This window comes from Siphonobacter curvatus, assembly GCF_002943425.1.
Taxonomy (GTDB): domain Bacteria; phylum Bacteroidota; class Bacteroidia; order Cytophagales; family Spirosomataceae; genus Siphonobacter; species Siphonobacter curvatus.
The window spans coordinates 473,249-498,145 of record NZ_PTRA01000001.1 but is presented as its reverse complement, the minus strand read 5'-3'; the positions used below and the strand labels follow the sequence as shown (position 1 = coordinate 498,145).

At 48.1% G+C, this 24,897-nt stretch carries 17 protein-coding genes; 4 read left to right on the top strand and 13 right to left on the bottom strand.

Annotation, left to right across the window (positions count from 1 at the left end; translation table 11 throughout):
* Nucleotides 1–30: 30 nt before the first annotated feature.
* From C5O19_RS02030 to C5O19_RS02020, 3 genes are all read right to left on the bottom strand, one after another.
* Nucleotides 31–1,422: a sensor histidine kinase gene (locus C5O19_RS02030; RefSeq protein ID WP_104709692.1), complete on the bottom strand. Its 1,392-nt coding sequence runs from the start codon at nt 1,420–1,422 to the stop codon at nt 31–33.
* A 100-nt stretch (nt 1,423–1,522) separates the two neighbouring features.
* Nucleotides 1,523–2,206: a response regulator gene (locus tag C5O19_RS02025; protein WP_104713794.1), complete on the bottom strand. Its 684-nt coding sequence runs from the start codon at nt 2,204–2,206 to the stop codon at nt 1,523–1,525.
* Between the two features lie 267 nt (nt 2,207–2,473).
* Complete coding sequence (locus C5O19_RS02020) at nt 2,474–3,013, bottom strand: RNA polymerase sigma factor (RefSeq protein ID WP_094808259.1); 540 nt, start codon at nt 3,011–3,013, stop codon at nt 2,474–2,476.
* A 146-nt stretch (nt 3,014–3,159) separates the two neighbouring features.
* Here C5O19_RS02020 and C5O19_RS02015 point away from each other — a divergent pair, with 146 nt between their 5' ends.
* Complete coding sequence (locus C5O19_RS02015) at nt 3,160–4,101, top strand: NAD(P)-dependent alcohol dehydrogenase (RefSeq protein WP_104709691.1); 942 nt, start codon at nt 3,160–3,162, stop codon at nt 4,099–4,101.
* A 174-nt stretch (nt 4,102–4,275) separates the two neighbouring features.
* Here C5O19_RS02015 and C5O19_RS02010 read toward each other — a convergent pair whose 3' ends face one another.
* The 5 genes from C5O19_RS02010 to C5O19_RS01990 all read right to left on the bottom strand — a co-directional run bounded on the left by C5O19_RS02010 (nt 4,276) and on the right by C5O19_RS01990 (nt 11,980).
* On the bottom strand, nt 4,276–5,571 hold the full coding sequence (locus tag C5O19_RS02010) for an amidohydrolase family protein (protein WP_104709690.1): 1,296 nt from the start codon (nt 5,569–5,571) through the stop codon (nt 4,276–4,278).
* Nucleotides 5,572–5,782: 211 nt separating this feature from the next.
* Entirely contained in the window at nt 5,783–8,854 is a 3,072-nt protein-coding gene (locus tag C5O19_RS02005; protein WP_104709689.1) for an amidohydrolase family protein, read from the bottom strand.
* A 430-nt stretch (nt 8,855–9,284) separates the two neighbouring features.
* Complete coding sequence (locus C5O19_RS02000) at nt 9,285–10,067, bottom strand: polysaccharide deacetylase family protein (RefSeq protein WP_104709688.1); 783 nt, start codon at nt 10,065–10,067, stop codon at nt 9,285–9,287.
* Entirely contained in the window at nt 10,042–10,749 is a 708-nt protein-coding gene (locus tag C5O19_RS01995; protein ID WP_243406306.1) for a glycosyltransferase family 2 protein, read from the bottom strand. Before C5O19_RS01995 ends, C5O19_RS02000 begins: the two co-directional genes overlap by 26 nt.
* A 37-nt stretch (nt 10,750–10,786) precedes the next feature.
* The gene (locus C5O19_RS01990) at nt 10,787–11,980 is read right to left on the bottom strand and encodes a glycosyltransferase family 87 protein (RefSeq protein ID WP_104709686.1); all 1,194 of its coding nucleotides are present in this window, start codon (nt 11,978–11,980) and stop codon (nt 10,787–10,789) included.
* Nucleotides 11,981–12,417: 437 nt separating this feature from the next.
* Here C5O19_RS01990 and C5O19_RS01985 point away from each other — a divergent pair, with 437 nt between their 5' ends.
* Nucleotides 12,418–13,140: a hypothetical protein gene (locus C5O19_RS01985; RefSeq protein WP_104709685.1), complete on the top strand. Its 723-nt coding sequence runs from the start codon at nt 12,418–12,420 to the stop codon at nt 13,138–13,140.
* A gap of 127 nt (nt 13,141–13,267) precedes the next feature.
* Here the strand turns inward: C5O19_RS01985 and C5O19_RS01980 are convergent, their stop codons facing one another.
* A complete protein-coding gene (locus tag C5O19_RS01980) occupies nt 13,268–16,030 on the bottom strand; it encodes a TonB-dependent receptor (protein WP_104709684.1) in 2,763 nt (920 codons plus the stop codon).
* Between the two features lie 136 nt (nt 16,031–16,166).
* On the opposite strand from C5O19_RS01980, the gene C5O19_RS01975 reads away from it, so the two are divergent.
* Nucleotides 16,167–16,418 (top strand): DUF6582 domain-containing protein, encoded by a 252-nt coding sequence (locus C5O19_RS01975; protein ID WP_104709683.1) that lies wholly within the window; start codon nt 16,167–16,169, stop codon nt 16,416–16,418.
* 215 nt (nt 16,419–16,633) lie between these two features.
* Nucleotides 16,634–17,044, top strand: coding sequence for a phage holin family protein (locus C5O19_RS01970; RefSeq protein WP_104709682.1), 411 nt, complete (start codon nt 16,634–16,636; stop codon nt 17,042–17,044).
* A 78-nt stretch (nt 17,045–17,122) separates the two neighbouring features.
* Here the strand turns inward: C5O19_RS01970 and C5O19_RS01965 are convergent, their stop codons facing one another.
* From C5O19_RS01965 to C5O19_RS01950, 4 genes are all read right to left on the bottom strand, one after another.
* On the bottom strand, nt 17,123–18,970 hold the full coding sequence (locus tag C5O19_RS01965; protein ID WP_104709681.1) for a M61 family metallopeptidase: 1,848 nt from the start codon (nt 18,968–18,970) through the stop codon (nt 17,123–17,125).
* A gap of 53 nt (nt 18,971–19,023) precedes the next feature.
* Nucleotides 19,024–20,907 carry a hypothetical protein gene (locus tag C5O19_RS01960; RefSeq protein WP_104709680.1) on the bottom strand — a complete coding sequence of 628 codons (1,884 nt, stop codon included), beginning with the start codon at nt 20,905–20,907 and terminating at the stop codon, nt 19,024–19,026.
* A gap of 203 nt (nt 20,908–21,110) precedes the next feature.
* Nucleotides 21,111–23,591: a S9 family peptidase gene (locus tag C5O19_RS01955; protein WP_104709679.1), complete on the bottom strand. Its 2,481-nt coding sequence runs from the start codon at nt 23,589–23,591 to the stop codon at nt 21,111–21,113.
* A 360-nt stretch (nt 23,592–23,951) separates the two neighbouring features.
* Nucleotides 23,952–24,863, bottom strand: a complete 912-nt coding sequence (locus tag C5O19_RS01950) for a DMT family transporter (RefSeq protein WP_104709678.1) — start codon at nt 24,861–24,863, stop codon at nt 23,952–23,954.
* Nucleotides 24,864–24,897: the final 34 nt, after the last annotated feature.

Below are 24,897 nucleotides of genomic sequence, written 5' to 3'. Positions count from 1 at the left end.
CTTTGCTCAACGTGCGTTTTAACGTTTCTGTTATTGCTTTTCCTCATCGGCAGTTTTCAAACTTGACGTGGTGGGGAGTTTTAACGTAACCGTCGTTCCCTTCCCAACCTGCGACTGAAACTGAATCGTACCACCGTGCAGACTAATAATCTTCTGTACTACGGCCAACCCGATACCAAATCCACTAACGTTCGAGACCTCATTACTACGAAAGAAGGGCTCCATCAAATGCGGCAGATCGGTCTCACTGATCCCTTGCCCGTAATCCCGTACAGAAAGGATAATCATCTTTTCCTGGCTCAATAATACTTCTACCGGTCCGTCGGAATACTTACAGGCATTATCAATCACATTTAGAATACAGGTGGTTAGTAAGGACATATTGCCATACGTTTCAAAAAACGTGGTGGTATCCTCGGGTAAAAGACCAAAATCGTAGCGAATCTGGCGATTGGGATACTTGTTATGTAGATGCGTCAGGGCATTGGTTACGCAGTCATCCACCGAAATCACTTCCAGCCCCACCAGCCCTTCCCCCGTACGAGCTAAGGAAAGCAAGCTATTCGTCAGCGAGATTAACTGCCGGATTTCTTCCATCGTCGAGGCCATCGAGGCCTTGAGTTCCTTGGGATCTTCGTCGTAATCGTGCGAAATCTGAAGTGTACCGAGCATATTCGTCAACGGCGTACGCAGCTCGTGCGAGGCATGGGACACGAAACTTCGCTGGGCTTCAAACGACTTCTGTAGGCGATTGAGCATTTCGTTAAAGGTCATAGCCAGTCGGGCAATTTCGTCGCGACGGTTCCCCTCGTCGAGCCGTCGGTCCAGATGCTGTACCGAAATCATATCCACTTCGTCCATCGCTTTGGAAATGGGCCGTAAAACCCGACGAGAAAAGACGTACCCTACCGCCACCAGCAAGATCACACTACCTAGATTACCCCAGAGCATGAGCTGACGCAGCATAATCAGACGCGTAAAGCCCACCTGATCGTAGCCCATCGCTACCACGCGGAATACCCGATTCGAATCCTGGTGGACCATGCCTACGGCTTCGTTTTCATCCAAAGCAACGTATATCGGTAGCGGCGTTTTCAGGGTTTTGATGAAATTCAGTACGCCCGGCGTAGGTCTCCCTCGACGGTTGGTATACACCATCGTACCCCTTTCGTCAAAAATCATGATGTGCTCATCCACAATGGTAAGCATATCGCTCTGCATGAGTTGATCGAAAAAGTCGTCAAACTGATGGCGACGGTTAATCAGCAGACTCGCCGCCGTCTGGGCTTTTTCGGTAAGGCGAGTGCGGAAAATGACCTGCCTATACAGCGAAAACGTCGAATACAGGAACGTTGAAAATAACCCCAGTACGCCCATGGTCAGCAGCGTAAAGAGGATGATGAGTTTGTTACGAATCAACATGTGAAAAAAGCTTTCTCGGAGCCTAAAGGCAGAAAGTCGTAAATCCGTACGCAACAGATTTACGACTTTCCTAGTAGAGTATAAACACGTTTAGAGACCACTATACACCCTCTTCCCGTAGCACGTAACCCATACCAATGACGGTATGAATGAGCCGCTGGGAGAAGTCTTTATCGACTTTCTTACGCAGGAAATTAATGTATACCTCAATGGTATTGGTACCAGTATCAAAATGGAGATCCCAGACTTTTTCGGCAATATCCACCCGGGAAACGACCCGTCCCCGATTTCGCATTAGGTACTCGAGCAGGCTGAATTCCTTCGCAGTAAGATCGATTCGCTTCCCACCCCGGCGGGCTACCTTTTCTTCTAGATCTAGCTCCAGATCCGCTACCTGCAGTACGTGTTGCGTCATCGGGCCTGCCTGACTACGACGATGCAGCGAACGCAGACGAGCCAGTAATTCCCGGAATTCAAAGGGTTTCACCAGATAATCATCCGCTCCTGAATCGAGGCCGGTGACTTTGTCCTCCAGCTCGCCCAGTGCCGTCAGCATGAGCACGGGAGTATTGATTCCTTCGTTTCGGATTTTCTTGACTAAGTCAAAGCCATTCACGTAAGGCAAATTGACGTCCAGAATAATCACATCAAAGGAATCGTTCAAGGCCATTTTCTGACCAATTAATCCATCGTAGGCAACTTGTGCTTCAAAGGCCTCCGCTTCCAATCCTCGTTTGACAAAAGCCGCCAATTTAGGTTCATCCTCTACGATTAGTACTTTCATCGGTATCGTTGGTACATTTTCTTCCCGGAAAGTAGCAATATTTTGATAGAGCATCATCCGTTTCTGCTATTTATTGATTGAATGCATTCAGTAACAGCGAAACCAGTGACCCGATTAGCTTACTTTTAATCCAGTCGCTGGTTTGTATTCGTTCCGTGATAGGTGTTGCTCAGCCCCTAGTTTCGCTTTCACATACGGTTCTGGTAACACCTACTCGTCTTTTATAGTGAAGGGCGAAAAACCTAGTATCTCCCTTCGTTAGTTTTCTTAAAAGTCATTCCGACGGCTTAAGATAAACCGTTCTACTTTCTGAACTGCCAGGTGATAATTCGCCTTTAGGGCTCCTACCGACGTTCCCGTTTGGGTAGCAATTTCTTCGTAGGGTAATTCTTTAAAGTACCGCAGACGGAAAACCATCTGCTGTTTTTCGGGTAGAGCGTCAATGGCCTGCTTAAGCCAAATGGTCACTTCTTCGCCGTTCCAGGTCGTATCTACGTCGGCAAATACGGGTCGGTTTTCCATTAGCTCCGTATCTGCTGGAATGCCCACCTGATGCTTTTGTCGACGTAAAAAATTTAAAGCCTCGTGCGTCGCAATGCGATACATCCAGCTAAATAGTTGTGAATCACCCCGAAAATTGGGCAACCCCTGCCATATCTTAAGTAGGGCGTCCTGCGTAACGTCACGGGCGTCTTCCGGATCGCGAACGTAGCGGCGGATGTGATAATTCAATTTACGCTCGTATACTTTCACGATGGCATTGAAGGTACCGAAACGATTTTCAGGCTGGAAAGTGACCGTTTGCATAAGAATAGGCGTTGATCGCCGATTGACTGGGTCAAAGTTCCTCTCTAAGCGTTAAGGGGGATTTAAAGCGGCATTAAATCGCTATTAAAGTCTGTCTGGAACAACTTTAGTACGAGTCAAGGCTTTGATTAAAACCAATCCCTACCATGAAAGCAGCAGTTTTAGAATCATATGGTTCCGCCGATCAGTTCAAAATCAAGGAAGTATCTACCCCTGATTTCAAAGAAGGGCAAATTCTTATTCGTAATGAAGCCTCATCGGTTAATCCAGTTGACGCACTGGTACGGTCGGGTACACTGAAACTAGCTTCCGGTTTATTCGGTCCACAAATTATTGGCAGCGATTTCAGCGGTACCGTTGTGGCGACTAAATCTCAAAAGTTTAAAATTGGCGATCAGGTATTCGGCCACGTCAGTCCAATCACGGGCGGAGCATACGCCGAATACGTAGCCGTGGACGACAACGTTGCGGTACTGAAGCCAGAAAATATTTCGTATGAAGAAGCGGGCTCCCTGTCGCTAGTCGCTACGACGGCCTGGCAGGGGCTCGTCGATGAAGGAAAAATTGAAGCTGGGGATCATGTACTCATCAATGGCTGTACGGGTGGCGTGGGGAGCATAGCCGTACAAGTGGCCAAAAGCTGGGGGGCAACGGTCACGGGTTTGTGCAGCGGAAAAAATGTGGAAATCGCCCGTGAATTAGGTTGCGATATCGTAATCGATTATGAGAAGGAACCCATTCCGCCCACTGAAAAATATGATCTAATTTTTGATGCGTCGGGTAAGTTTTCGTTTTCCGAAGTGAAAGGCCATTTAAAAGATGACGCCTATTACGTAACCACGCGGCCCGAAGCCAAAGATTTCGGCAGTGCCGTAGAAACGGGTATTGATTTGTTATTCCGTAAACAGATGAAAATGTTTATGGCTAAACCTAATGCCGAGGATTTGGAAAAAATCAAATTGCTCCTGGAAGACGGACATCTCAAACCACTGGTGGCCCAAACCTTCCCACTCGAACAAATTGCTCAGGCTCACTACAAACTCGAAGAAGGACATTTTGTGGGGAAAGTGGCGATAAAGATTAGTTAGTTTTCGGTTTATAGCAGTCACCGCCGCGGTTTTCAGTTTTGTTTTAAAGGCTAACGGGCCTGTTTACCCTGATTTATGGTCGGGATAAACAGGCCCGTTAGCCTTTAGTTGCGTCTGAGAAACTAAACCTTCAACAGCCACTGAAAACAGTAAACCGAAAACTGCAAACTAAACTTACTTGCTGTATTTCTCCGAGAATGTGCGGTACAAGCGTTTCTGTTTATCATCCAGGTTGATGGATTTGCCCTGTACATAGGCCTGCTCCACTTTCGCCGTCCGCATATCCAGAATGTCTCCTGCGGAAACGATCAGGGTTGCGTGTTTGCCTTTTTCCAGGGAACCCACCATTTTATCAATACCGAGAATTTTGGCGTTATTAAGCGTAACCAGCTTCAAAGCCTCTTCGGGTGTCATGCCGTGACCGCCTACCGTACCCGCCAGAAAGGGCAGGTTTCGCGTACGCCAGTTTAGTCCGACGTAACCCAAACCTACCGTCAAACCTTTCTGACTGAGCAGATAGGGTAATTTATAGGGTAAATCCGTGTCGTCGTCCGTACGGTTGGGCAGTCGGTGCGTGGTATTGACGATAATCGACACGTTATTTTCTTTCAGGAAATCAGCCGCCATGAGTGATTCTTCGCCCCCAATGATGACAACTTTCTTCACACCTTTGGCTTTGGCAAAGCGTACGGCTTCAATGATTTCTTTGCCGTAATCAGCGGCGATGTACAGGTTTTTCGTCCCATCGAACAGGCCCCGCATGGCTTCCAGTTTCATATTTACGGGATCATTGGCCGGAATCTGAGCATAGGCAATGGCATCGCCGAAAAACTTCTCTAGCTCCCGGAACTGCTCTTCGCGGCGGTCGTTTTTACCTACGCTGAAAGAGCCTGTCTCGAAGTTGTAGCCCCGGCGGAAGTAGCCTGGCCAGTTGAGATGCACGCCGTCATCTTTCTTCAGTACAGCATCTTCCCAGTTCCAGCCATCGAGCTGCATGACCGACGACATGCCGGAGATTACGCCACCCACGGGCGTCGCCTGTGTGAGTAGAATGCCGTTTCCGCGAACCGTCGGAATTACTTCGGAATCGGTATTATAGGCAATCAAAGCCCGGACGTTAGGGGTATAGTCCCCTACTTCTTGCTGATCGTTGGTCGCCCGTACGGAAGCAATTTCCACCAGCCCCAGCTGATTAGAGGGCGAAATCAGGCCGGGATACACGTGTTTCCCCGTTACAGAAATGCTTTGCGTACCCGCGGGCAGACTCGGCGTACCGCTGCCGACGTACGTAATTTTTCCCTTTTCAAAAACGACGGTTCCGTTCTGGATAACCTCGCCCGTCCCCACGTGAATGGTACCGCCCGTCAGAGCGATGGGATTCGTCTGTGGCTTGGCCGCCGCCTCGTTCTGAGCCTGAGCCGTTTTCAATAAAGTACTGAACGCCAGTACTGTGAATAGTATTTTCTTCATATAAAGATCGTTGGAAAATGAAGTTTGAAGGGGTTGGGAGTTTGAGCAGATTTGAAGTTTGAATAGGCTTCAGGTTTAATGTTTGCGTAGGTTTCAGGTTCGATAGGTTGGAACAACCTAGTTCCTTTGCACCTTCCCGTAAACCCGCTCCCACCTCAAACTTTCTTAAACCCATTTCAAACTTCAAACCACATCCAACCTCAAACTAGTTTTAAAAACCACAGGAACCATCGCAGTTGAACTGACCGAAGAAACGCATGTGGCCTTCTTCTTCCGACAAACCACCGAGCGTGTTGCAGTGGAAGTGACGCGGACGCTGTACCGTGGGGCGTTGCGTAGCGGCACCGCTGGCTTTGGCCGTCAGTAACTTCTGAATCAGACGGTTGCGTTCCGTATCGATTTCTTTCCGTAGCGTTTTATCCTTTTCGATATCAAAATAAATTGCTCCTTCGATAATGGTCTTTTCGGGTTTGGCGTATACCGACAACGGGTTGTTATTCCAGAGTACTACGTCGGCGTCCTTACCGGCTTTGATACTACCCAGACGGTTCTCTAGGTGCATCATTTTCGCAGGATTCAGAGTTACCATTTTCCAGGCCTCTTCTTCGGACACACCGCCGTAAAGTACCGTTTTAGCCGCTTCCTGATTCAGACGACGAGCCATTTCGGCGTCATCCGAGTTAATGGCCGTATTCACGCCCACTTTCGAAAGCATCGCGGCGTTGTACGGAATGGCGTCTTTCACTTCCATCTTGTACGCCCACCAGTCGGAGAACGTCGAACCGTTTGCTCCGTGGCTTTTCATCTTATCGGCTACTTTATAACCTTCCAGAATGTGCGTAAAAGTATTGATAGTAAAGCCCAGCGAATCGGCCACTTTCATTAGCATATTGATCTCCGACTGTACGTACGAGTGGCAGGTAATGAACCGTTTCTTGTTCAGAATTTCTACCAAGGCATCGAGTTCCAGATCGCGACGGGGAGCCGTCATACTGGCCTTTTTGGAAGAACCATTGTACTCTTTCCACTCCTTCTCGTAAGCTTTGGCCCGAATGAAAGCATCCATCATGACCTGCTCCACGCCCATTCGAGTTTGTGGGAAACGTACGCGGGCAACATCGCCCCAGTTGGCCTGCTTCACGTTCTCACCCAAAGCAAACTTGATGAACTGAGCTTCGGGAATCAATAAGTTTTCGGGCGTTTCACCCCATTTTAGCTTAATGACCGCCGATTGTCCACCAATACAGTTGGCCGAACCGTGCAATAGTTGCGAGGACGTTACGCCACCCGCCAACTGACGGTAAATGTTCACGTCTTCCGAGTTGACTACGTCGCCCATCCGTACTTCCGAAGTGACGGACTGCGTGCCTTCGTTCACCGAATACAGACCAATGTGCGAGTGCTCGTCGAAAATTCCGGTGGTAAGGTGTTTGCCCGTACCGTCAATCACTTTCGCACCCGAGGGGGTAGAAAGGCTCTTGCCTACGCGGGCAATCTTGCCGTTTTGCAACAGCACGTCCGTATTGGGTACGATTCCATCTTTTTCGTTCGTCCAGACCGTGGCGTTCTTGATCAGAATCGTTTCGGCTTTAGGCTTTTGTTCGGCACCGTAAGCCGTAAAGGGGAAAATCAGCTTACCCATCGGAGCTGTGGCTTTACGAGCTGAATCCGGATGGGGCCGACCCACGGGCGGAGCCGAACGGTACGTCGCCACGAAGGTCACGGGATTACCCGCCGCATCGAAGCCATCGCCTTTAATATTCTTGCCATCGTAGTACGCCGCAATCCGGTTTTCACCCGTTTCCTGTTTGTTGAGCTTGAACGAAAGGGTCAGCAGATCGCCCTGACGGGTTACTTTCGGCGTCACCTTTGCCGTATCCACCAAAATCTGATAGGTTGGTTTATCGGTCGTACCCGTAATGTTCAGTTTCAGGTTCTGACGTGAGCCTACGGCGAGATCATACGAACCCCGGAAATCGCTGGCGTTCATATCCGTTACGATGTAGCGATTTCCTTTCACCCAGTTTTCGTATAGCGTATTCGATTCGTTGAATAGGCTGCCCGAAGAGATCAGAAAATTCGCCAGCATACCCGGTTTCAGACTACCCACCAGATCTTCCACTTTCATCAATTGAGCGGGTACGGAAGTTAGAGCCGCCAGAGCTGCTTTTTCGTCCAAACCCGCTTCGATGGCTTTACGAATGTTGGCCAGGAAATCGGCTTTGTTGCGTAATCCCGACGAAGTGAAGCTGAACGTAATGCCTTCTTTCGCCAGTAAACCCGCGTTGGCGGGAGCCATTTCCCAGTGTTTCATCGCGGCTAAATCGACCACGCTGGCATCGAAGGGATCTTCTACATCCAAAGCCGTCGGATACGTTACGGGCAGAATCAGCGATAGTCCCGTCGCTTTGATTTCGGGCAGTCGTTGATACTCATCGCCGCTGCCTTTGATGATGTAATTCACGCCGAACTCTCTTCCGATTTTCGCCGTACGCAAGACGCCCAGCTTGTCGGTTACTTCAAAAACCTGCGGTAAGGACTGGTTCTGGTTGAAAGCTTCCAGCGAAAGGTTCGTTTCCGTTTTGCCTTTCAGCCCTTTGTACCACTGAGCGTCGTAATACGTCTGACGAATCAGGGCTACCGAACCCATGAGCGAGTTGGGGTAATCCTGCGTCGAGGTTCCTTTGGAATACGAATAATGGGCCGAAACGTTGCCTTTCAGTAATGCTTCCTGATCACGACCATCGAGCAGGGCCACCAGTGCGGACGTCCCCCGAACGATTCCGTCCTGGGAATGCGTGATGGCGGAGCCAAAACCGATTTTACGTAATTCCGCGGCTTCTTTGGCATCCGTAGTGAATACTTCAGCGGCCTTTAGTTCCGGCAGTACCGCCTGATTCCAGCCAAAGGCTCCTTTCTTTTTTGATTCCATCTGCGGCGTTCCGCGACCCATGCGGCCCGCTTCACGCTTGACCTCGGGCATACCGTAGGCGGCATAGCCTTCCACGAACGAAGGATAAATCCGCTTGCCTTTGAGATCAATGACCTGCGTACCTGCCGGAATTTTTACGTCTTTGCCTACGGCTTCGATCAATGCACCTTTGATGAGCAGCGTAGCCCCTTCCAACGTAGTCTGGGCATTGGTCACAATGGTTGCATTCGTAAACGCGACCCGATTGGGGCGGTCGTCCTGTACGCCATTCGTGGGGAACGTTGGCGTTTGAGCCATGCTTCGGACGCCGCAAAGGACGAGGCATAGCCAGAAAAGTACTCGTTTCTTCATGGGAAGATGAAGGATGTTGATGTGGAAAATGATACAAAAATCAAAGATAACCTTCTTGCGAAAAGACAAAAGAAAGATTATCTAAAGCGACGACGAGTAAAAGAAAAGTTGCGACGTCAGAGAGAAGTCCTAATTTTCGTACTATTTTATACAGGAAAACCAAATTTGTATCGGCAATAAACAAATCATCTTTGCATTCTTCTCCACGGTAGAACCTCAACACACGCTGTTATGACTTACTGCCTATTAGGTTGGTTACGTTTGGAAACTTCCACCAGTGGCGTCTTTCAATTGAGTACTCCTAACCCCAAAGGCATCCAATGCACATAGCCCCGTACGAATGCGGGGTATTATGTCTTCTAACAAACGCAACGAACCGACGGCTTCTATTCCATCGGTTCGCTTACCAATTTCCATACATCCCCTACGCTCAGACCATATTTGTCCGGATATACTCCTGACAAGTCATGAAAGAGGCTCCCTGCCTCTGTAGCGTCTGGATCAACTTTTCAAGGCGGGCCAGCAAAGCTTCGCCATCCACTCGCTTTACGTACCCAGGTAATGGATACGCCTGAATATCCGTGAATTCCCAGGGATGGAAGTACAACATCAGGACCTTACGTCTTTGTAAGGTCCGTACAGCCCAGTACCGAAATAGAGCCGGGGGCAGGTTTTTGAACGATAGCCAAAATAAGGGTAATCGCAACAAGGGCGTCGTGGAACTGGGTAATTCAATAAGTCCATCCTGCACGTGCGGTTGCGGATTTTCGTGCAGCAGATTGTACCGTCCGGGTAAGTACGTCGGATTGACGGAAGCATCGTACTGAAACCCATACGCCCGCAATTTCCCCCGATCAAAGGGCTGTAGACGGGGCATACGAAAACCCGTAACCGGCTGCCCCGTCAGTTCTTCCAGAATTTCCCTGGATTGCCGGACATCGTCCATCTCAAAGATGTGCCGGGGTGAATGATACAAAGCGTGTGAAGCGATTTCATGATCGCGGGCCACCGCCTTTAGTAAGTCCGGATTGACCCGGGCGTAGTGACCGGTCGTGAAAAAAGTAGCCTTGATGTTGTACGCCGCCAGCAAGGCCAGTAAGGCTTCGGTTCCTCGTCGGGTCACCTCCATCTGCTCCGAATCGGGTACGGTCTGCCCGTACTCTTCGGGAATATCAAATTCTTCGAGATCAAAAGTCAGCGTAACCGCCTGCATACGTTTCGGATGAATGGTTGGTACGAATGGTTGGCTGCGGAACTGCTTCAACCCGGCGATGGGCGTAAATCCAGACTAAATTCATTAATTCCCGCCAAATGGTTTTACTGGAAAAATCCGTAAAGATCAGGTTCGGTTCAGGCTGTACGGGAATGGATTGAATTCCCACCTTTTTCCGCATCAGCTTAGACATATATTCGATTTCGAATACAAACGAATTGGTTTGTGTCAGTAGTAAATCCTGTAGCACTTCACGTTTCAACGCTTTAATACCCGCTTGCGTATCCTTTGTTTTGGGGGATAACAGCAAACTATTCAGCATTTTAAGGCCGTACGAAATAACCTTTCGCTTCAGCGGTAATTGTTTGAAGTAACTTTTCGTGCGGGCTCCGTACACAAACTGACAGCTTGGATTATCGTGCAAGAGCGAAACCATTTGTACAATGGGATCAATACCAAAGGGAAAGTCAATATCGGTATACACAATGAATTCGCCGTGCGAATACGCGGCCCCCTTTCGAATGCAGGAACCTTTGCCTTCGTTCTGCGGGTGATTCAGAAAGATGATTCCTTCTTGCTGAGTGATGCGGTTGACTTCTTCCGCCTGCAAACGAGTGGAACCGTCATTGGAAAGGATAAACTCGAGTTCGTACGCCGGTAAAACTGCTCGCAGTTCCTGCATACGTTTCAGAATCAGGTCACTCCAGCCACTGGCCGGATTATAGCACGGGAGAACGATACTGACTTTCTGAGATTCGGTGCTTACGTTGTTGAAGCCCACGACTAATTAATTCAAATTGTAAAACAAACCAGACCAGCGTGCAGGGGATCACCTTAATGAGATAAGGGTAGAAGAATGCTCTTCGCCACAGGGGCGGATAAACATCGGAAGCCGAGAGAACGGTTAGAAAAAATACCAGTAGTGTGCAGAGAGTCGCCCAACGGGGATATCGTTCTTTTTCGAGTAAAATGTACAGGGCCGCACCTTGAACGGCAATGATATACGTCTGTGATTCGGCCGCGTGATTAAACAGAATTACCCAGAGCAGTACATAAGCCAGTAAACTTAAACGGGTCGTTAGATTCAAGGGCTGAACCCGTGATTTCAGCCAGTAGATACTCCAGGTTGCTGCCAGTAGCAACACGCCCAGGATCTGTACGGTGCTAACGGCCTGAAACGCGGGCCAGATTAGCTTCAGCAAACCCATGATTGAAAAGCCGTAGTTTACTTTATAATCCGCTTGCAGACAGGCGACCCACTGTTGGTACACTTCCAGAAACCGATCCCAACCCAGTACTGGCAAGGGTAACAGATTTAATAATAAAAACCAGCCTACTGAACTAGCGATGTATCGACCGGGTCGGGGATAAAAGATAAACAGAGCCGCGAAAATGAGTCCATAGCCCTTGATACAGAATGCCAACAGCGGAAACAAAGCCGCTCTACCCGTTTTTCCGTTTTCCAGATTTGAAAAAGTCAGCAACCCCAGTGCCGTGATGAGCGGATTGGTTTGCTGGTAGTGCAGAGCGAAACTGAGCTCGATGAAAACAAACCACCAGCAAAATAGCTTTTGCGAATGCGTGATGGGAAGCGAACGAATCGCGTAAAAAAGTACGTAGGAACTGATTACAGTCCAGATAATTAAACCAATCCAGATAGGCAGATAGGAAAATGGACTAAAAAACAGCGTAAAACTGGGATGGTACAGAAAAATATCGAAGTACTCGGAAGGATACTCGACATAGGGATTCGTGCCAGCCAATAGGTGCAGGAAAGACTGCCTGAAAATCAGGTAGTTGTTATAGGATTTGGGCCCTTCAAAAATATGCTGCACACCAATAATTCCACCGAGCAGCAAAAAACTCAGAAGCACCGTTCCTTCTTTTGAAAAGAATGCTTTGATAGCTTTCATAAAGGGGGGTGAGTAACGAACTAAGCAAATGTATTTTCAGGTCTGATAAATCACTATTTTTTTACCTTTAATAAGAATTAAATTATTTTAATATGATTTTTAATCTAATTTCTTTCTCGCTTTTAATTCTTCTTTTAATAACGTCGCTTAATACAGGCATCTTAACTAAAAAGTAGGCATATACGTCGCACCAAAGTAGCTGATCTGTATCTTAATCAATCTGAATAAAATCGCGTATGAAAAACATACTTATTGCACTTTTTATAGAAATACTCTTTTTTTTAACCAGTTGTTCACGGTTTCACCCGTCCGTACGATCTAGTTATTGTACACCAGCCTTTAAGCTTAAAAATACGCATGTTCCTAGCTCCAATGCAGATTCCCTTTTGAGTCATGCGGCAGACTTAAAACCCTATTTCTCTGACCATGATATTTTGATGGCTAATGCTACGGGAACCTTGTCCTTTTTGCACAAATTGATTCATAATCAGTCGGATACTTCTTTAGCGGGAAAAGTTGAACGCCTGCACATCAAGAATGAATTACAGAATCGGCTCTTACTTGTCACTACCGAACTGAATTCTTTCTCGGCGGAGCTGGATTGTGAAGGCGAACGGGCCGATCAGCTGGCTTCGTACCTGGATGAACGAGCCAACAACCGCAACGACGTTCTCACCGTAGCCTCTATCGCCGTGGGTGCCGTTACGACCATCGCTACCGTCAGTATTTCATCCGATGCTACGCAGAACGTCGTAGGCCTGGTGGGCGGTTTGTTGAGTGGAGGCCTAGGAGGTAGTAGTTTGATTAAGGGTCGGAAAGTACCCTTCAATCATCCGAGAAATGTACTGAAAGACATCTGGGAAGTGCCCCAGCAATCCAGTATCTATACGCCTTTCATCTGGTATATGCTGAACGAAAAGAGCTTTAGTAACGAGCACAAACAAGGCATCATTCATTCCATCCGCGATCGCTGGCTGACGCTACAGTTTGACGGTGAAACGGAAGGCCGGAAGCAAAACCTGCTTTTCGGTAAGGGCGGCAAGTACAAAGCCAATGATCTGCACGACCGAGCCGATTTGCTCAATCAGTTACAGTCTAGTATTCGTTCGCTGAATCAGGACTTACAGAGTTTTGTGTTAGCAGTAAACCGATTGCCATAAGCTACCCCGCCTTACGTGCGGGGTAACACGGCAGTGCTCTGGCAGTATAGCGAATAGATATAAAATAAAAATCCTGCTTCATAAACCCAGAAAGAGACGGAGCTTACAAAGCAGGATTCAAGCTTCGTTACAGATTGATCTCTACCCGGCCAAAGACATAACGACCGTTGAAACCAAACTGATTGGCCGTACGCGAGTACAGAAACTGACCACTGTTGGAGTTCGCCGCGACGGTCATACGATCAGGATATACGTCGAACAGGTTATTTGATCCGATCGTGATCCGGACGGGTTTGGCAATCGAGTAACCTACACCAATATCCGTAATGACTTTAGGCGTGTAATACTGTTGCCGCTCAATCGCATTGACGGCTTCGGTTACACCACCAAAGTAATTATTCCGCAAAAAGACGTTGAACTTACCCAGATTGTAGGTGAGGGTCAGATTCACTTTTTTGTTGGGAATGGCCCGTTCCAGGTAAATCCGGCTGGCGTTACTGAAGTAAATATCCTCTTTGCCCTGCAGTAACTCGGAGGCTTTTACCGCACCGACCTGCCGGGTCTGGAAGAAAGAACCCGCTAAATCCGCCCGGAAGGTCCCCCTCCCTAGTCGCTCGCTGTAGGTCAATACTGCATCGATTCCTTTGGTCTCCGTATCGATAGCGTTGGCGAAAAACTGGGCTCGGGTCGCATTGGCTTGTAAGAGGATGTCGTACAACTGCCGGTCGGCTTCCGAAGCATTAGCCGCATTACTTCCCGCAAACTGATCGGTGAAAATAACCCGATCGTTAATTCGGGTGAAGTAGCCGTCTACCGTTACCTTAAACGACCCCAGATTCCCCGTTACACCTGCACTCACACTTTGTGATTTCTCGGGACGCAGACTCGGAATACCCACCAGTTGAGCCGCCCGGCTGTTGTTGGGGAACACCCCTACTTCATTCGCTACTCCATTGGTAAAGACCGTAGATGTATTTGTGTAATACCGCTGTTGCAGCGAAGGAGCCCGGAAACCCGTATTGGTCGAAGCCCGTAAGGCGATCTGATCGGTGATTTTGTAGCGAAGTGAGATTTTCCCGTTTAGCGTTGAGCCGAAGTCGCTGTAGTTCTCGTACCGGATGGCTCCATCCACTAAGAAGGCTTCACTCACATTTAACTCTACTTCGCCGTACGCGGCCACCGATGTGCGATTGGCATTTACTGCATTCTCCGGCCGGAAGCCCGGAAACACCTGAGCCCCACCGGGACGCGGCGAACCGTTGGGTCCAAACAGCGTATTAACCGGACCCGCTGGATCGGGAATCAAAATAGGTTTACCCGTAGCATCTACCCCCACCTGACGGGCCGTCCCATAGTTTGTATACGAATTCGGATCACCCGGCAGCAGTTGGTAACGCTCGAAGCGGTATTCACCTCCAAAGGCTAGATTCAATCCGCTCAGGACATCGAATTTTCGGGTAAAATCCAGATTGAACGTGTTTTGCGTAAACCGTGGACCACCCGCCCGAAAAACCGTAGGCGACGCCGTCAGCAAAGAAGCATTGATCGAATTTTCAACCCGGAACTCAAACTGGTTTTGGCCCAGGGTATTACTGAAGTCAATGTGCCAGTCGTTTACATCTCCCCGAATCCCTACGGAGACTGAGCGATCATAGATGTCCGAACCAATATAGGGCATAAAGCCCAGCGGATAGACCTCTAGTACGTTTCGGGCATCATTAGGATACCGGTAAAAACCGGGCGAAAGTCCGCGACGATAGCCCAAACCTCCAAAGGAATAAATTTCGGCGTTATTGCCCAGCGGTACAGCAGCGTTGAAGAAAAACTGACCGCTCCGAAACTGCGACTGTCCAACAATCAGGCTGTAATCTTCACGCGTGGTGTTGGTACGGGCTAGAAAGCCTTCCGTATCATCTACGCCGCCGGGATAGGTCGGGTAAATGACGCCATTATATACACCTCCCCGGTTGGTCGGTTCGCGTTGGTCGAATGAACCGGAGAAGTTAATGTAACCGCCTTTTTCACCCAGCGGCAACCCGTAATTCAGTGCTACCTGGACGTTTTGTCCATCCTGAATATTCTTTCCGTTGCTCTGAGTGATGTAGCCGCCCGTCGTCACGTTAGCGTCGAAGTGGTTGACGGCACTTTTTAAAACAATGTTGATAACCCCGGCAATGGCATCTGAGCCGTACTGGGCCGAAGCTCCATCCCGCAAAATTTCAATCCGGTCGATAGCGGATACGGGAATCGCGTTCAAATCCGTTCCGACCGATCCCCGGCCTACCGTACCGTTCACATTTACCAGCGAAGACGTATGCCGCCGCTTGCCGTTAATCAGTACCAGCACCTGATCGGGGCCCAACCCGCGAATGGAAGCCGGATCGATGTGGTCCGTACCATCGCCGAGCGACTGCGTGTTAGAGCTAAACGATGGAGCAGCGTAATTCAGAATCTGATTGAGCGTCACCTGCGGAGCATCGCGGGTGAGCCGCTTGACATCAAGTACATCAACGGGTACGGGCGAGTCGAGTTGCGTACGCGGTTGCGAGCGGCTCCCGATCACCACTACTTCGTTGAGTTCAACGCCGGGTTCCAGTGCGAAATCAAGCGTGGCCGTTTCGCCCGCGGCTACGGTCACGGTTTGTGTCTGATTCTTGTACCCCACAAAACCGGCCATCACCGTCAGTGTACCGGGGGATACCGAAAGGCTGTATTCGCCACTAGCATTGGTCAGGGCTCCCGAGCGACCTACTGTAATCGTCGCTCCGACCAGGGCTTCGCCACCGGAAGTAACCTTGCCACGTAAGGTAGCCTGCTGGGCAAACGTCAGGCCCGACAGTAGCATACCAATGAGTAAAAAGAAGAGTTTGGAAGTAATTAGGTGTTTCATAAAATGGAGTTTTGTTGCAAAACGTATACCCATTCGTTACTTGCAAAAACACTATACTAGCACCTTCCTGGACTAACCATTGGCATGCCCTTTGTACTACTCAAGGTTATGATTTTCACCCTAACATTAAAAGACCATGAGCACGCACATTGATCGTCGGGAGGATGTCAATCCTGAAGAAGGCGAACGCAAATACGGCGATGTTCCCTTCGCTGATACCACCAATCATAAGTATCCGATCGATACGCCCGAACACATTCGAGCCGCCTGGAGCTACATTCATCACAAAGACAATGCAGCCAAGTACGATTCCGACGAGGTCGAACTTATCAAAGATCGCATTCGTCGGGCTGCCGAAAAGCACGGCATTGATGTGAAAGATGCCTGAAAGGGCTAATTTCTTTAAGAGTATCTATATGAGAAAGCTTTCGATGGATAGGATCTTGTAGTACAGCAATAGATCTACTCAGTTTTCTGAAACTCAATCAGAACATTTGCAAAATCATTGATGTGTAGAAAATATGACTCAGATTATGCAAAGAGGAATTTTGGTATGCCTTTGGTAAAGAAGCTAACATTTCAACCCTAGCTATAACTACTTAGATGAATTTAATTCTGCATTTACTGCTCGACGCTGCCGTCATTTTTGGCCTAGCGTATGTCATGCCTCAGGTTGAGGTGAAAAGTTTTGGGAAGGCGTTACTCGTCGCTGTGATCCTAGCTCTCCTCAATGTTACAATCGGCTGGATCCTGCGGGGTATTGGTAACCTAGTTACGTTCTTTCTCCTGTCATTCGTTATCCGTCTGCTCGTGACGGCGGTACTGCTCAAGCTGGTCGATTCGTTCATGAGTAGTCTAACCATTCGTGGCTTCTGGCCCGCCGTGGTCATTGCTCTGGGTGTAGCCGTTGCCGGAGCGGTTCTGGATCAGGTACTGGCTCCAGCTCCTGCGGGCAATGGACGCATGGAAACGGTCTTGCAGTGGATGCCTCAAACCGCTGTACTTAAAGGATAATTTGCAGAGGATAGATTATAAAGAAACCAAAAGAGCAGCGGGGTTCGCTGCTCTTTTGGTTTCTACAAAGTTCTGTATTTACTCCTGAGGCTGCAGCCAGCTTTTCAGAATAGCCGCTTGCAAAGCGTTTTGACTCGGTAAACGGGTAATTTTGAAATCACGTTCATACTTCTCGGTAGTCCGTAAGGTTAGTTCTTTTCGCTGTCCGTTCTGCACTACCCCTAAGACTACAGTTTCATCCGGTTTACGAGTCAGATCCAGCGGCTGCAGTGCGGATACGGGTTTGCCATCCATTGTTAGAATTACCGTTTTACTGCGTAACCCAGCCTCCCAGGCGGGCGACTCGTACTCAACGTGAGCCACCACAACTGAATCACCCTTCGTAGCGGCTTTGATACCTAACCAAGCCCCGGGCAATGGGCGGGCGGTAGTATCGATGGACAGACCACCGTAGGCAAAGTACTTCGGATAATCAATGTCATTGACCGTAGCGGCGTATTCGAATACTTCCGTCAGTGACATTCCGGCGATCTGCTCACAAGTTTGACGGAACTCTTTTTCGGTAAAACCCCGCTGCTTTTTTTGGTAATAGTCCCGGTACAGCGACCGCATGACGTCATCGAGCGATCGTTTGTTCTGCGTTTCATGGCGAATCTTAAAATCCAGTATTAAACCCAAGATTGGTCCTTTGTTATAGTATGAGATGGTTTTGTTGACTTCATCGCCCGTACGTCCAAATGGCCCATCCTCCCAGGTTTCATAACTTGATTGCGTAGCCGACTGAAAGCGGTGCCCAGGTTTGTTTTCGTACGCCCGAATGTTTTGCTGGAACGACTGAAACAGTTCGTCCGGCGTCATCAATCCGGCCCGTTCGACAATCAGGTATTCATAATACACCGTAAAGCCTTCCGATACCCATAATAACTTCGTCCGGTTTTCCTGATCATAGTTGAACGGTCCTAGCTCCTGTGGACGAATCCGTTTGACGTTGTAGTGGTGAAAATATTCGTGAGCTAGGAAGTTGTACATCTTTAGCTCACCCGCTCGCGTATGCAACTGATTTCCACTGAAACTGATTGAAGTAGAATTCAGGTGCTCGATGCCGCCCCCACCCGGACCGATGGCAATAAATGTGTAATGTTTGTAGGGAATATCTCCAATCAGGGCCGAGCCATTTGCTACAATTTTCTGCAAATCGGTTGTGAATTTTTTCCGGTCAAAGTCGCCCATGTTGTATCCCACGAAATAATGCGGAATTCCTTTCACTTCAAACGCAGGCAATTCTTCGATTTTTCCCATCAGAATCGGACTATCGTAGAGTACATCGAAGTTAGCAGCCTGATAGGTATACCGTTTACCCGGGATTGAATCCAGACCGGTGGCAATGCGTGAACTCCAGCCTTTATGCGGTTCCAACGTTACCGTTACGGGCAGGTCCAGTCGGTCTTTCAGATACAGAAATAATCCCGTGGGTGAAATGTAGGCTTTATTCGCATCGAGGTAGTTACTGGCGACAAAAGAGGAACTTCCCCGAACATCATAACTGATTTTCAGATTTTTAGCTCCATTCGTACTGACTTTCCAGGTACTGGGCGTCGATTTTTCCCAGGGAAGCAATCGACCCGCTTCGTCTTTCGCCTGAAAGTTTTCGACATACGAAGCATATTTCATTAACTGATAGTACCCCGGTGTCCAGACGGGCATCTTCAATTCCAGCGTACTCCCTTTGGCATTCTGACAAGCCAAGGCTACGTGGTACAGGTGCGTTTCAGGATTTGGGGTACGAACGGTATACGCCAGTTGCTGAGCCCCTACCATTGGGACTAGCCAGAGAAAAGAACTTATTACACTGATGGTTCGGGAGTAGAAAGACGCGATCATTACACGAAGCAGATGGAGCAATATTCCATCAATACTACCAAGCATAGGCAATATTTTAAAATATTATTTCATCAAACCTACTAAAAACAACACATCTTTTACTGGGGCGTAAGCGTATAGCTTTTAATTCCATAGGGAATCGTATCCTTAAATCCCGCTTCTTCAGTTGTAAATCGGAAGGCGACGATGGGCGTATTTTTCTTACCACCGTTTTCGAACCATTCATACTGCTCCTGCTTGGAGTTCAATCGTTGCAGGGGAAAGCCGCTAGGCAAACAGGGGGGTACGGCCGGACGTTTCTCGACCGTATGATCCGCATATTCTACTTCCAGATACAGGCGTGGAGGCTGAAATAAAAAACGTCTTAATTTTCCCCAGATCGTATAATCAACCTGACAGGTTAACCAACCCATTCCTTCGTACGCCGTCAGTCTACACCACTCATTTACATGCGTTTGCTTCTTTTCAATTAGGGTTTCGTGTAGCGGTTGAACGCCTTTACGCTTCTCCAGAACTAATAAAGAGTCACCTGCTTTCGTAACAATTTCTTTCTTGATCTGGTACGCTCGCGTTAAAGCCAAACGGGATTGTGCATCCAGGTGAAAATGCTCCAGTTTAGATAATTCGTAAAGTACGTAATCTGGTTTATGATCAGAAGTAAAAAACTCAGCGTTTAAGTGTTGTAATTGAGGTGTATACGCTTTGTATCCTAAAATGACAGGTCTGGGTTTATAATTAAGCTCGTTATAAAAAGCAATATCCAGATTCGTTGGGAAGACGTCTACTGTACCTTTAGAAAGCTCTTTAATGACATTAGAATCAATTGAATGTTTTTTCTGGTCTGCCTGATAAACTTCTTTTTCTACCGATGAGTATAAGATAGCATCATTATAAGGAAGTGCCATTGGATTGGCTACCCAAAAACTAGCGAGTCCTACGGGTACGACTAGCAGAACCAAAACAATTGCTTTTAAGCTTACTTTCTGTAAAGCATCATTTTGAGTAAAAAACCAAATTAAACTTAACCATGCCGGAGCTGTAGTGAAAAATTCTGAAGCCGGCCCATCGGTATAAAATGTAAAGGCATGCTTATAAATCAGATAAAAAGAAATTGAGGTACAAACGTATAGAAAACCATCAAACCAATTTTTTAAATACACTTTAAAATAAAGAATTCCCCCAATCCAGACAGCTAGCGTAATTGCCGAAGCCATAAGGACCGGTGGTAAAGCCCGGCGGGTATAATTAATCTGATACTGGTTATAGATGTTCATTCCATCGTTATAACCGCTAATTACTTCAATACTTGCTTTGAGGTATCCTAGTAAGTCTACGTGCAAGAGTTGGCTAAATATAACGATTGTGAGGACATAGCCTATCATTATACCCAGATAGACCAGTTTCGTCTTAAGACTTCGAGTATGAATACTAGCCAAAAAAAGATATGTCCCTAACAATAAAGATCCGATGAACGCATAATTGAGTTTTATGAAAAACATCATTACTCCAATCCATACGGCCACGAAGAGATAGCTATACTTTTTTTCTGTATGGAAGAGATAAAGAAAGAATTGAAAAAGGAACAGCAACTCAATCATCAAATCAGGTAAGAGGCTCAGTATGAACACACCATACATGACCAAAAACAATCCATACTTGTAGACTTTACTTCGCTCGATAAAGTATTGAATAACAATACCAAATAGCGTCATTTTCACTAAATCGAACCCTAATAGCAAAGGTTGATTTAAGAGATAATCTGCACGAGTACTTAACCAGCCTAGAGGACCGTACGTAAAAACCCACTCCTTGCCAAATATTAACTTATTAGCGTAGGCGTAGTGTAGACTTAATATCCAACTCCAGTCTAAACCAATGGAAGGGATTCGAGCAAAATGTTTCGGCCATAGCCAATATAAGCCGATGAGTAATGGAATATAATTCCAATCTTTAGGAAGAGAGTAGCGTTTAAACGATAACATTTGACAACTAAGGTAAAGGTGTTTTCAATGGGTGATTCACTTACTTAAACAAAGATATAGTTATATCTCTCTATGAAGACTACTCTATTGCTAATTTTGAGTTATTACTCAATCCATTCTACAGTTAATCAGCCCTTGCATTCAAACAAAAAAGCCCACTGGACGTCCAGTAGGCTTTTTTATTTGAATGGATTACTAACGAATTATTTATCCGTTTTACTTCCTAAAGAACTGGATGATCCCTGCGTTTTACCCGCATTTTTCACGTACTTATCTAACCAGCCATTCATCTCACTGAGCATGTGCATGAGTGATTCCTGTGAATCGTAGTGGTGACTTTCGTAAGGTAAAAATACCAGCTTGGCGGTAGCTCCCATGCCTTTCAGAGCATTGTAATAACGCTCGGATTGTACAGGGAACGTTCCGGTGTTGTTATCCGCTTCGCCGTGGATGAGCAACAGCGGCGTTTTCATTTTGTCGGCATTCATGAAGGGCGACATGCGGTTATACACATCAGGAGCCTGCCAATACGTACGCTGTTCATTCTGGAAGCCAAAGGGTGTCAGGGTACGGTTGTACGCACCACTGCGGGCGATACCAGCCTTGAACAATTTACTATGCGTCAGCAGATTCGCCGTCATGAAAGCACCGTACGAGTGACCGCCTACGCCAACCCGGCTCGAATCAACTACGCCCAGTTTCACTCCTTCGTCAATAGCTGCTTTCGCCGAAGCTACGAGCTGCTCCACGTACGTATCGTTGGGTTCTTTGTCGCCTTCGCCGATAATGGGGATAGAGGCGTTATCCAGAACGGCGTAACCCATCGTCACAAACGCAGCGGCACCCCAGAAACTAATGGCGTTGAATTTGTAGGGCGAGCCACTGACCTGACCAGCGGCGTCCTTGCTTTTAAATTCCGCCGGATAGGCCCAGAGGAAAGTTGGCAATGGACCGTCTTCTTTTTTGTAACCCGCGGGCAAATACAGCGTTGCCGTTAGATCCACGCCATCGTTGCGTTTGTAGCGAAGTACCTGTTTCTGAATGCCTTTCAATTGCGGATACGGATCGGGGAAGAAGCTCACCTGCGTTACCGCCGTTTCATTTTTCTTCTTCTTTTTCGCGTTGAAATTCAGGTTGCGGATGAAGTAATTCGGGTTTTGATCTACGGCTTCGCGACGGGTCAGCAGCAGTCCCTTTTCCGCACTCAGCAGACTCACCGGAATTTCAAAAAACGGAGCTTCCGAACGCCAGATAACTTTGTTCTCTTTCGTTGCCAGATTCAGTACGCTTACAAACGGACGATCTCCTTCGGGTGACGCACCGACGGTATTCGTGAAGTACAGTTCATTTTTGGCATTGATGTCGAGCACCTGACGACCGTACTGGTTTTTACGGGTCTCGGGCCGACCGGGATCGGAGTACTTATCTTCAAAGGAACGCTCGAGCAGTACGACCGGATTTGCCGGATTGGAAGGATTCAGAATTTTTGTCACCTGCTTGCGGGTAGCCCACCAGCGTTCCTGTACGAGAGCCGTATTAGCATTCCCCCAAGTTACACCACCAAAACGCAAAGCACTCGCGTACAGATCTTTGGCTTCGCCCGAGAACGGAGCATCCAGCGTTTTCAGTACATCACGAATAGCTACTTTCCGTTTGGCGTCACCACCATCTTTGGGTTCTACCCAGGTTACGGTAGCCGGAACGTCGGCCCGCCAGTTGTAATTACGCGGATAAGGAATCGTGGCATCCGAACCCCAGGGGGCATTTTCCACCAGCGGGTTATCCGTCAGCGTTTTTACCAGTGAACCGTTGAGGCTGTATACATCTACCTTGGTCGGGAAGTACCGCATCGGAACGATGTATGAGAACGGACGGTGTACGCTTTCCACAAGCACGTACTGTCCGTCAGGCGATGGCGTAGCATCCGTCACCAGTAAGGGCTGACCGATATTTTGTGCCGAACCGTCCAGTCCGAGTTTAACCACTTGAGCGGTGGCGTGGTACTCAAACAACTTTTCGTCGGAAGGATTTTTCAGCAAATCCTGGTATGTAGGAGCCTGTCCTTTTTTACCAAGGTTTTCCTGAATGGTCGGACCCGAAGGCACCCGACTGATGGCCGGAGCCGCTCCACGGCCATTCGGTACAGTCGTTACGATCAAGGACTTGGAATCGGAAACCCAGTTCAGTGGTGAACCCAAAGCAGCGTTTACGGCCAGATCAGAAAGTTTCTGAGCCGTGGCTGTCGCTACGTCGAGTACATAAAGCTCAATCTTGTTTTCGCTGGAATTCGTAAAGGCAATCTTCGTTTCATCCGGTGACCAGGCTAGGTTTGAAATAGCGGCTTTGGCGGGTAGGCCCTTCACCTGCATTTCTTCCTTGCCGTTCAGTTTGCGTAGTTTCAGATTGATGAGCGGAAAGCCACGACTGGGTCCGTTGTTGGCAGGATTGATCCGCAAGCCAGCAATCCGTAATTCTGGCTGCGACAATTCAGCGATCGAAGGATTGGCCGCTCGTTCGGTAATCAGCACCCAGTCGCCTTTGGAATCGACGTTAAAACCCGGCGTGGGGGGCGTGTTGACCAGATCAGCCAGGGCTTTGGGAGGCGTACGGTAGCCGCCGTCCTGGGCGTATACCAGTTGCCCCATCCCCAAAGCCAGCAGTACGATAAGGAGTGGTTTTCTCATGGGAAAGTGAATGATGTAGAGATTTTACAGGTGTTTATAGCGGAAGAGCGTGGGTTCGAAGGCAGGTTAGGGTTGGTTTGAATAGGGTTTGAAGTTTGAGTCATGTTTAAGTTTAAATGGAGGAATTGGAGTGCCGGGCACTGGTCCCGGAACAGCCGATTAAATACTCTAAGATTGAAACTTTCCCCTAAAACAGGTTACCTGAAATCGTTTCAAACCAAAAGCTGATTTCAAACTGCTCTCAAACCTAAAATCGCTCAAACTTGAAATCAGCTTCGACCTAAAACCAATCTCAAACCTGAAGCTACCCGTCACGCTTTTCAAAACGTTTCAACCAATTTAATCACTCCTGCGAATAGCTTACGGGTTTATCGTCTCTTTCGCCCGCCGATTCGACCAACGGCTTAAAACCGGATACAACAATACGGCCCCTAAAATCAGGGAAGCCCCTGCGTAAAAGCCCGTCGTCATTTTTTCGGCATCGCCAAAAATGAAGAAAGCCAGTAGAATTCCGTAAATGGGTTCCAAGTTTACGGCCAGGTTCATCACGAAGGCCGTAAAGGTTTGAAACAACCGCACAAATGCCGCATAAGCGTATACGGTACACACGCCCGCCAGTACCACGACCCAAAGCCAGTCCCAGCCCTGCGGTAAAATTGCTACGGGCTCTTCCGGAGCCAGTACGCCATAGTACAGGGGCAGAAATACGGCCGTACTGATCCAGGCCCCGGTCATTTCGTAAGCGGTAATCAGGCGGGGTTCTACCTGACGACTGAACATGGAATTAAACACGGAAAACAGGGCCGAAAGGAAGGCCGCCGTCACCGACATGGCTAAACCCAACGCGTGATCGAATTCAAACAAAAAGATTAGATACAAACCCGCCATGACCAGTAATCCCAGGAAAATTTCAATGGGACTAATGCGACGCCGGGTAAATAAGGGCTCTACCACCGCCGTCCACAATGAACCGGTCGACATACCCGCCAGACACACTGAAACGTTGGAAACCCGGGCCGAGCCAAAAAACAACAGCCAGTGAGCCGCCACGAGCGTGCCCGTCAGTAACAGTTTCACGACCGGAATCGGCTGTTGGGGCTTCGCCTGTTTCTGCCAACGCAAAAAGGCCCACATGCCCAGCGTAGCCAGCCCTGTACGCCAGAATACCAATGACAACGCAGGAATGGTAACCAGCCTTCCCAAAATGGCCGTAAAACCAAAAATCAGAACAATAAAGTGTAATTGTAAGTAATCGCGAACAGTGGGCCTCATGGCAATCAGATCAAAAGAAATACGGCTCGACCAT

Bases quoted from the DNA above. Each gene is read 5' to 3' on its own strand.
- C5O19_RS02030 (WP_104709692.1), bottom strand. From the start codon at position 1,422: ATGTTGATTCGTAACAAACTCATCATCCTCTTTACGCTGCTGACCATG.
- C5O19_RS02025 (WP_104713794.1), bottom strand. From the start codon at position 2,206: ATGAAAGTACTAATCGTAGAGGATGAACCTAAATTGGCGGCTTTTGTC.
- C5O19_RS02020 (WP_094808259.1), bottom strand. From the start codon at position 3,013: ATGCAAACGGTCACTTTCCAGCCTGAAAATCGTTTCGGTACCTTCAAT.
- C5O19_RS02015 (WP_104709691.1), top strand. From the start codon at position 3,160: ATGAAAGCAGCAGTTTTAGAATCATATGGTTCCGCCGATCAGTTCAAA.
- C5O19_RS02010 (WP_104709690.1), bottom strand. From the start codon at position 5,571: ATGAAGAAAATACTATTCACAGTACTGGCGTTCAGTACTTTATTGAAA.
- C5O19_RS02005 (WP_104709689.1), bottom strand. From the start codon at position 8,854: ATGAAGAAACGAGTACTTTTCTGGCTATGCCTCGTCCTTTGCGGCGTC.
- C5O19_RS02000 (WP_104709688.1), bottom strand. From the start codon at position 10,067: ATGCAGGCGGTTACGCTGACTTTTGATCTCGAAGAATTTGATATTCCC.
- C5O19_RS01995 (WP_243406306.1), bottom strand. From the start codon at position 10,749: ATGCAGGAACTGCGAGCAGTTTTACCGGCGTACGAACTCGAGTTTATC.
- C5O19_RS01990 (WP_104709686.1), bottom strand. From the start codon at position 11,980: ATGAAAGCTATCAAAGCATTCTTTTCAAAAGAAGGAACGGTGCTTCTG.
- C5O19_RS01985 (WP_104709685.1), top strand. From the start codon at position 12,418: ATGGCTAATGCTACGGGAACCTTGTCCTTTTTGCACAAATTGATTCAT.
- C5O19_RS01980 (WP_104709684.1), bottom strand. From the start codon at position 16,030: ATGAAACACCTAATTACTTCCAAACTCTTCTTTTTACTCATTGGTATG.
- C5O19_RS01975 (WP_104709683.1), top strand. From the start codon at position 16,167: ATGAGCACGCACATTGATCGTCGGGAGGATGTCAATCCTGAAGAAGGC.
- C5O19_RS01970 (WP_104709682.1), top strand. From the start codon at position 16,634: ATGAATTTAATTCTGCATTTACTGCTCGACGCTGCCGTCATTTTTGGC.
- C5O19_RS01965 (WP_104709681.1), bottom strand. From the start codon at position 18,970: ATGCTTGGTAGTATTGATGGAATATTGCTCCATCTGCTTCGTGTAATG.
- C5O19_RS01960 (WP_104709680.1), bottom strand. From the start codon at position 20,907: ATGTTATCGTTTAAACGCTACTCTCTTCCTAAAGATTGGAATTATATT.
- C5O19_RS01955 (WP_104709679.1), bottom strand. From the start codon at position 23,591: ATGAGAAAACCACTCCTTATCGTACTGCTGGCTTTGGGGATGGGGCAA.
- C5O19_RS01950 (WP_104709678.1), bottom strand. From the start codon at position 24,863: ATGAGGCCCACTGTTCGCGATTACTTACAATTACACTTTATTGTTCTG.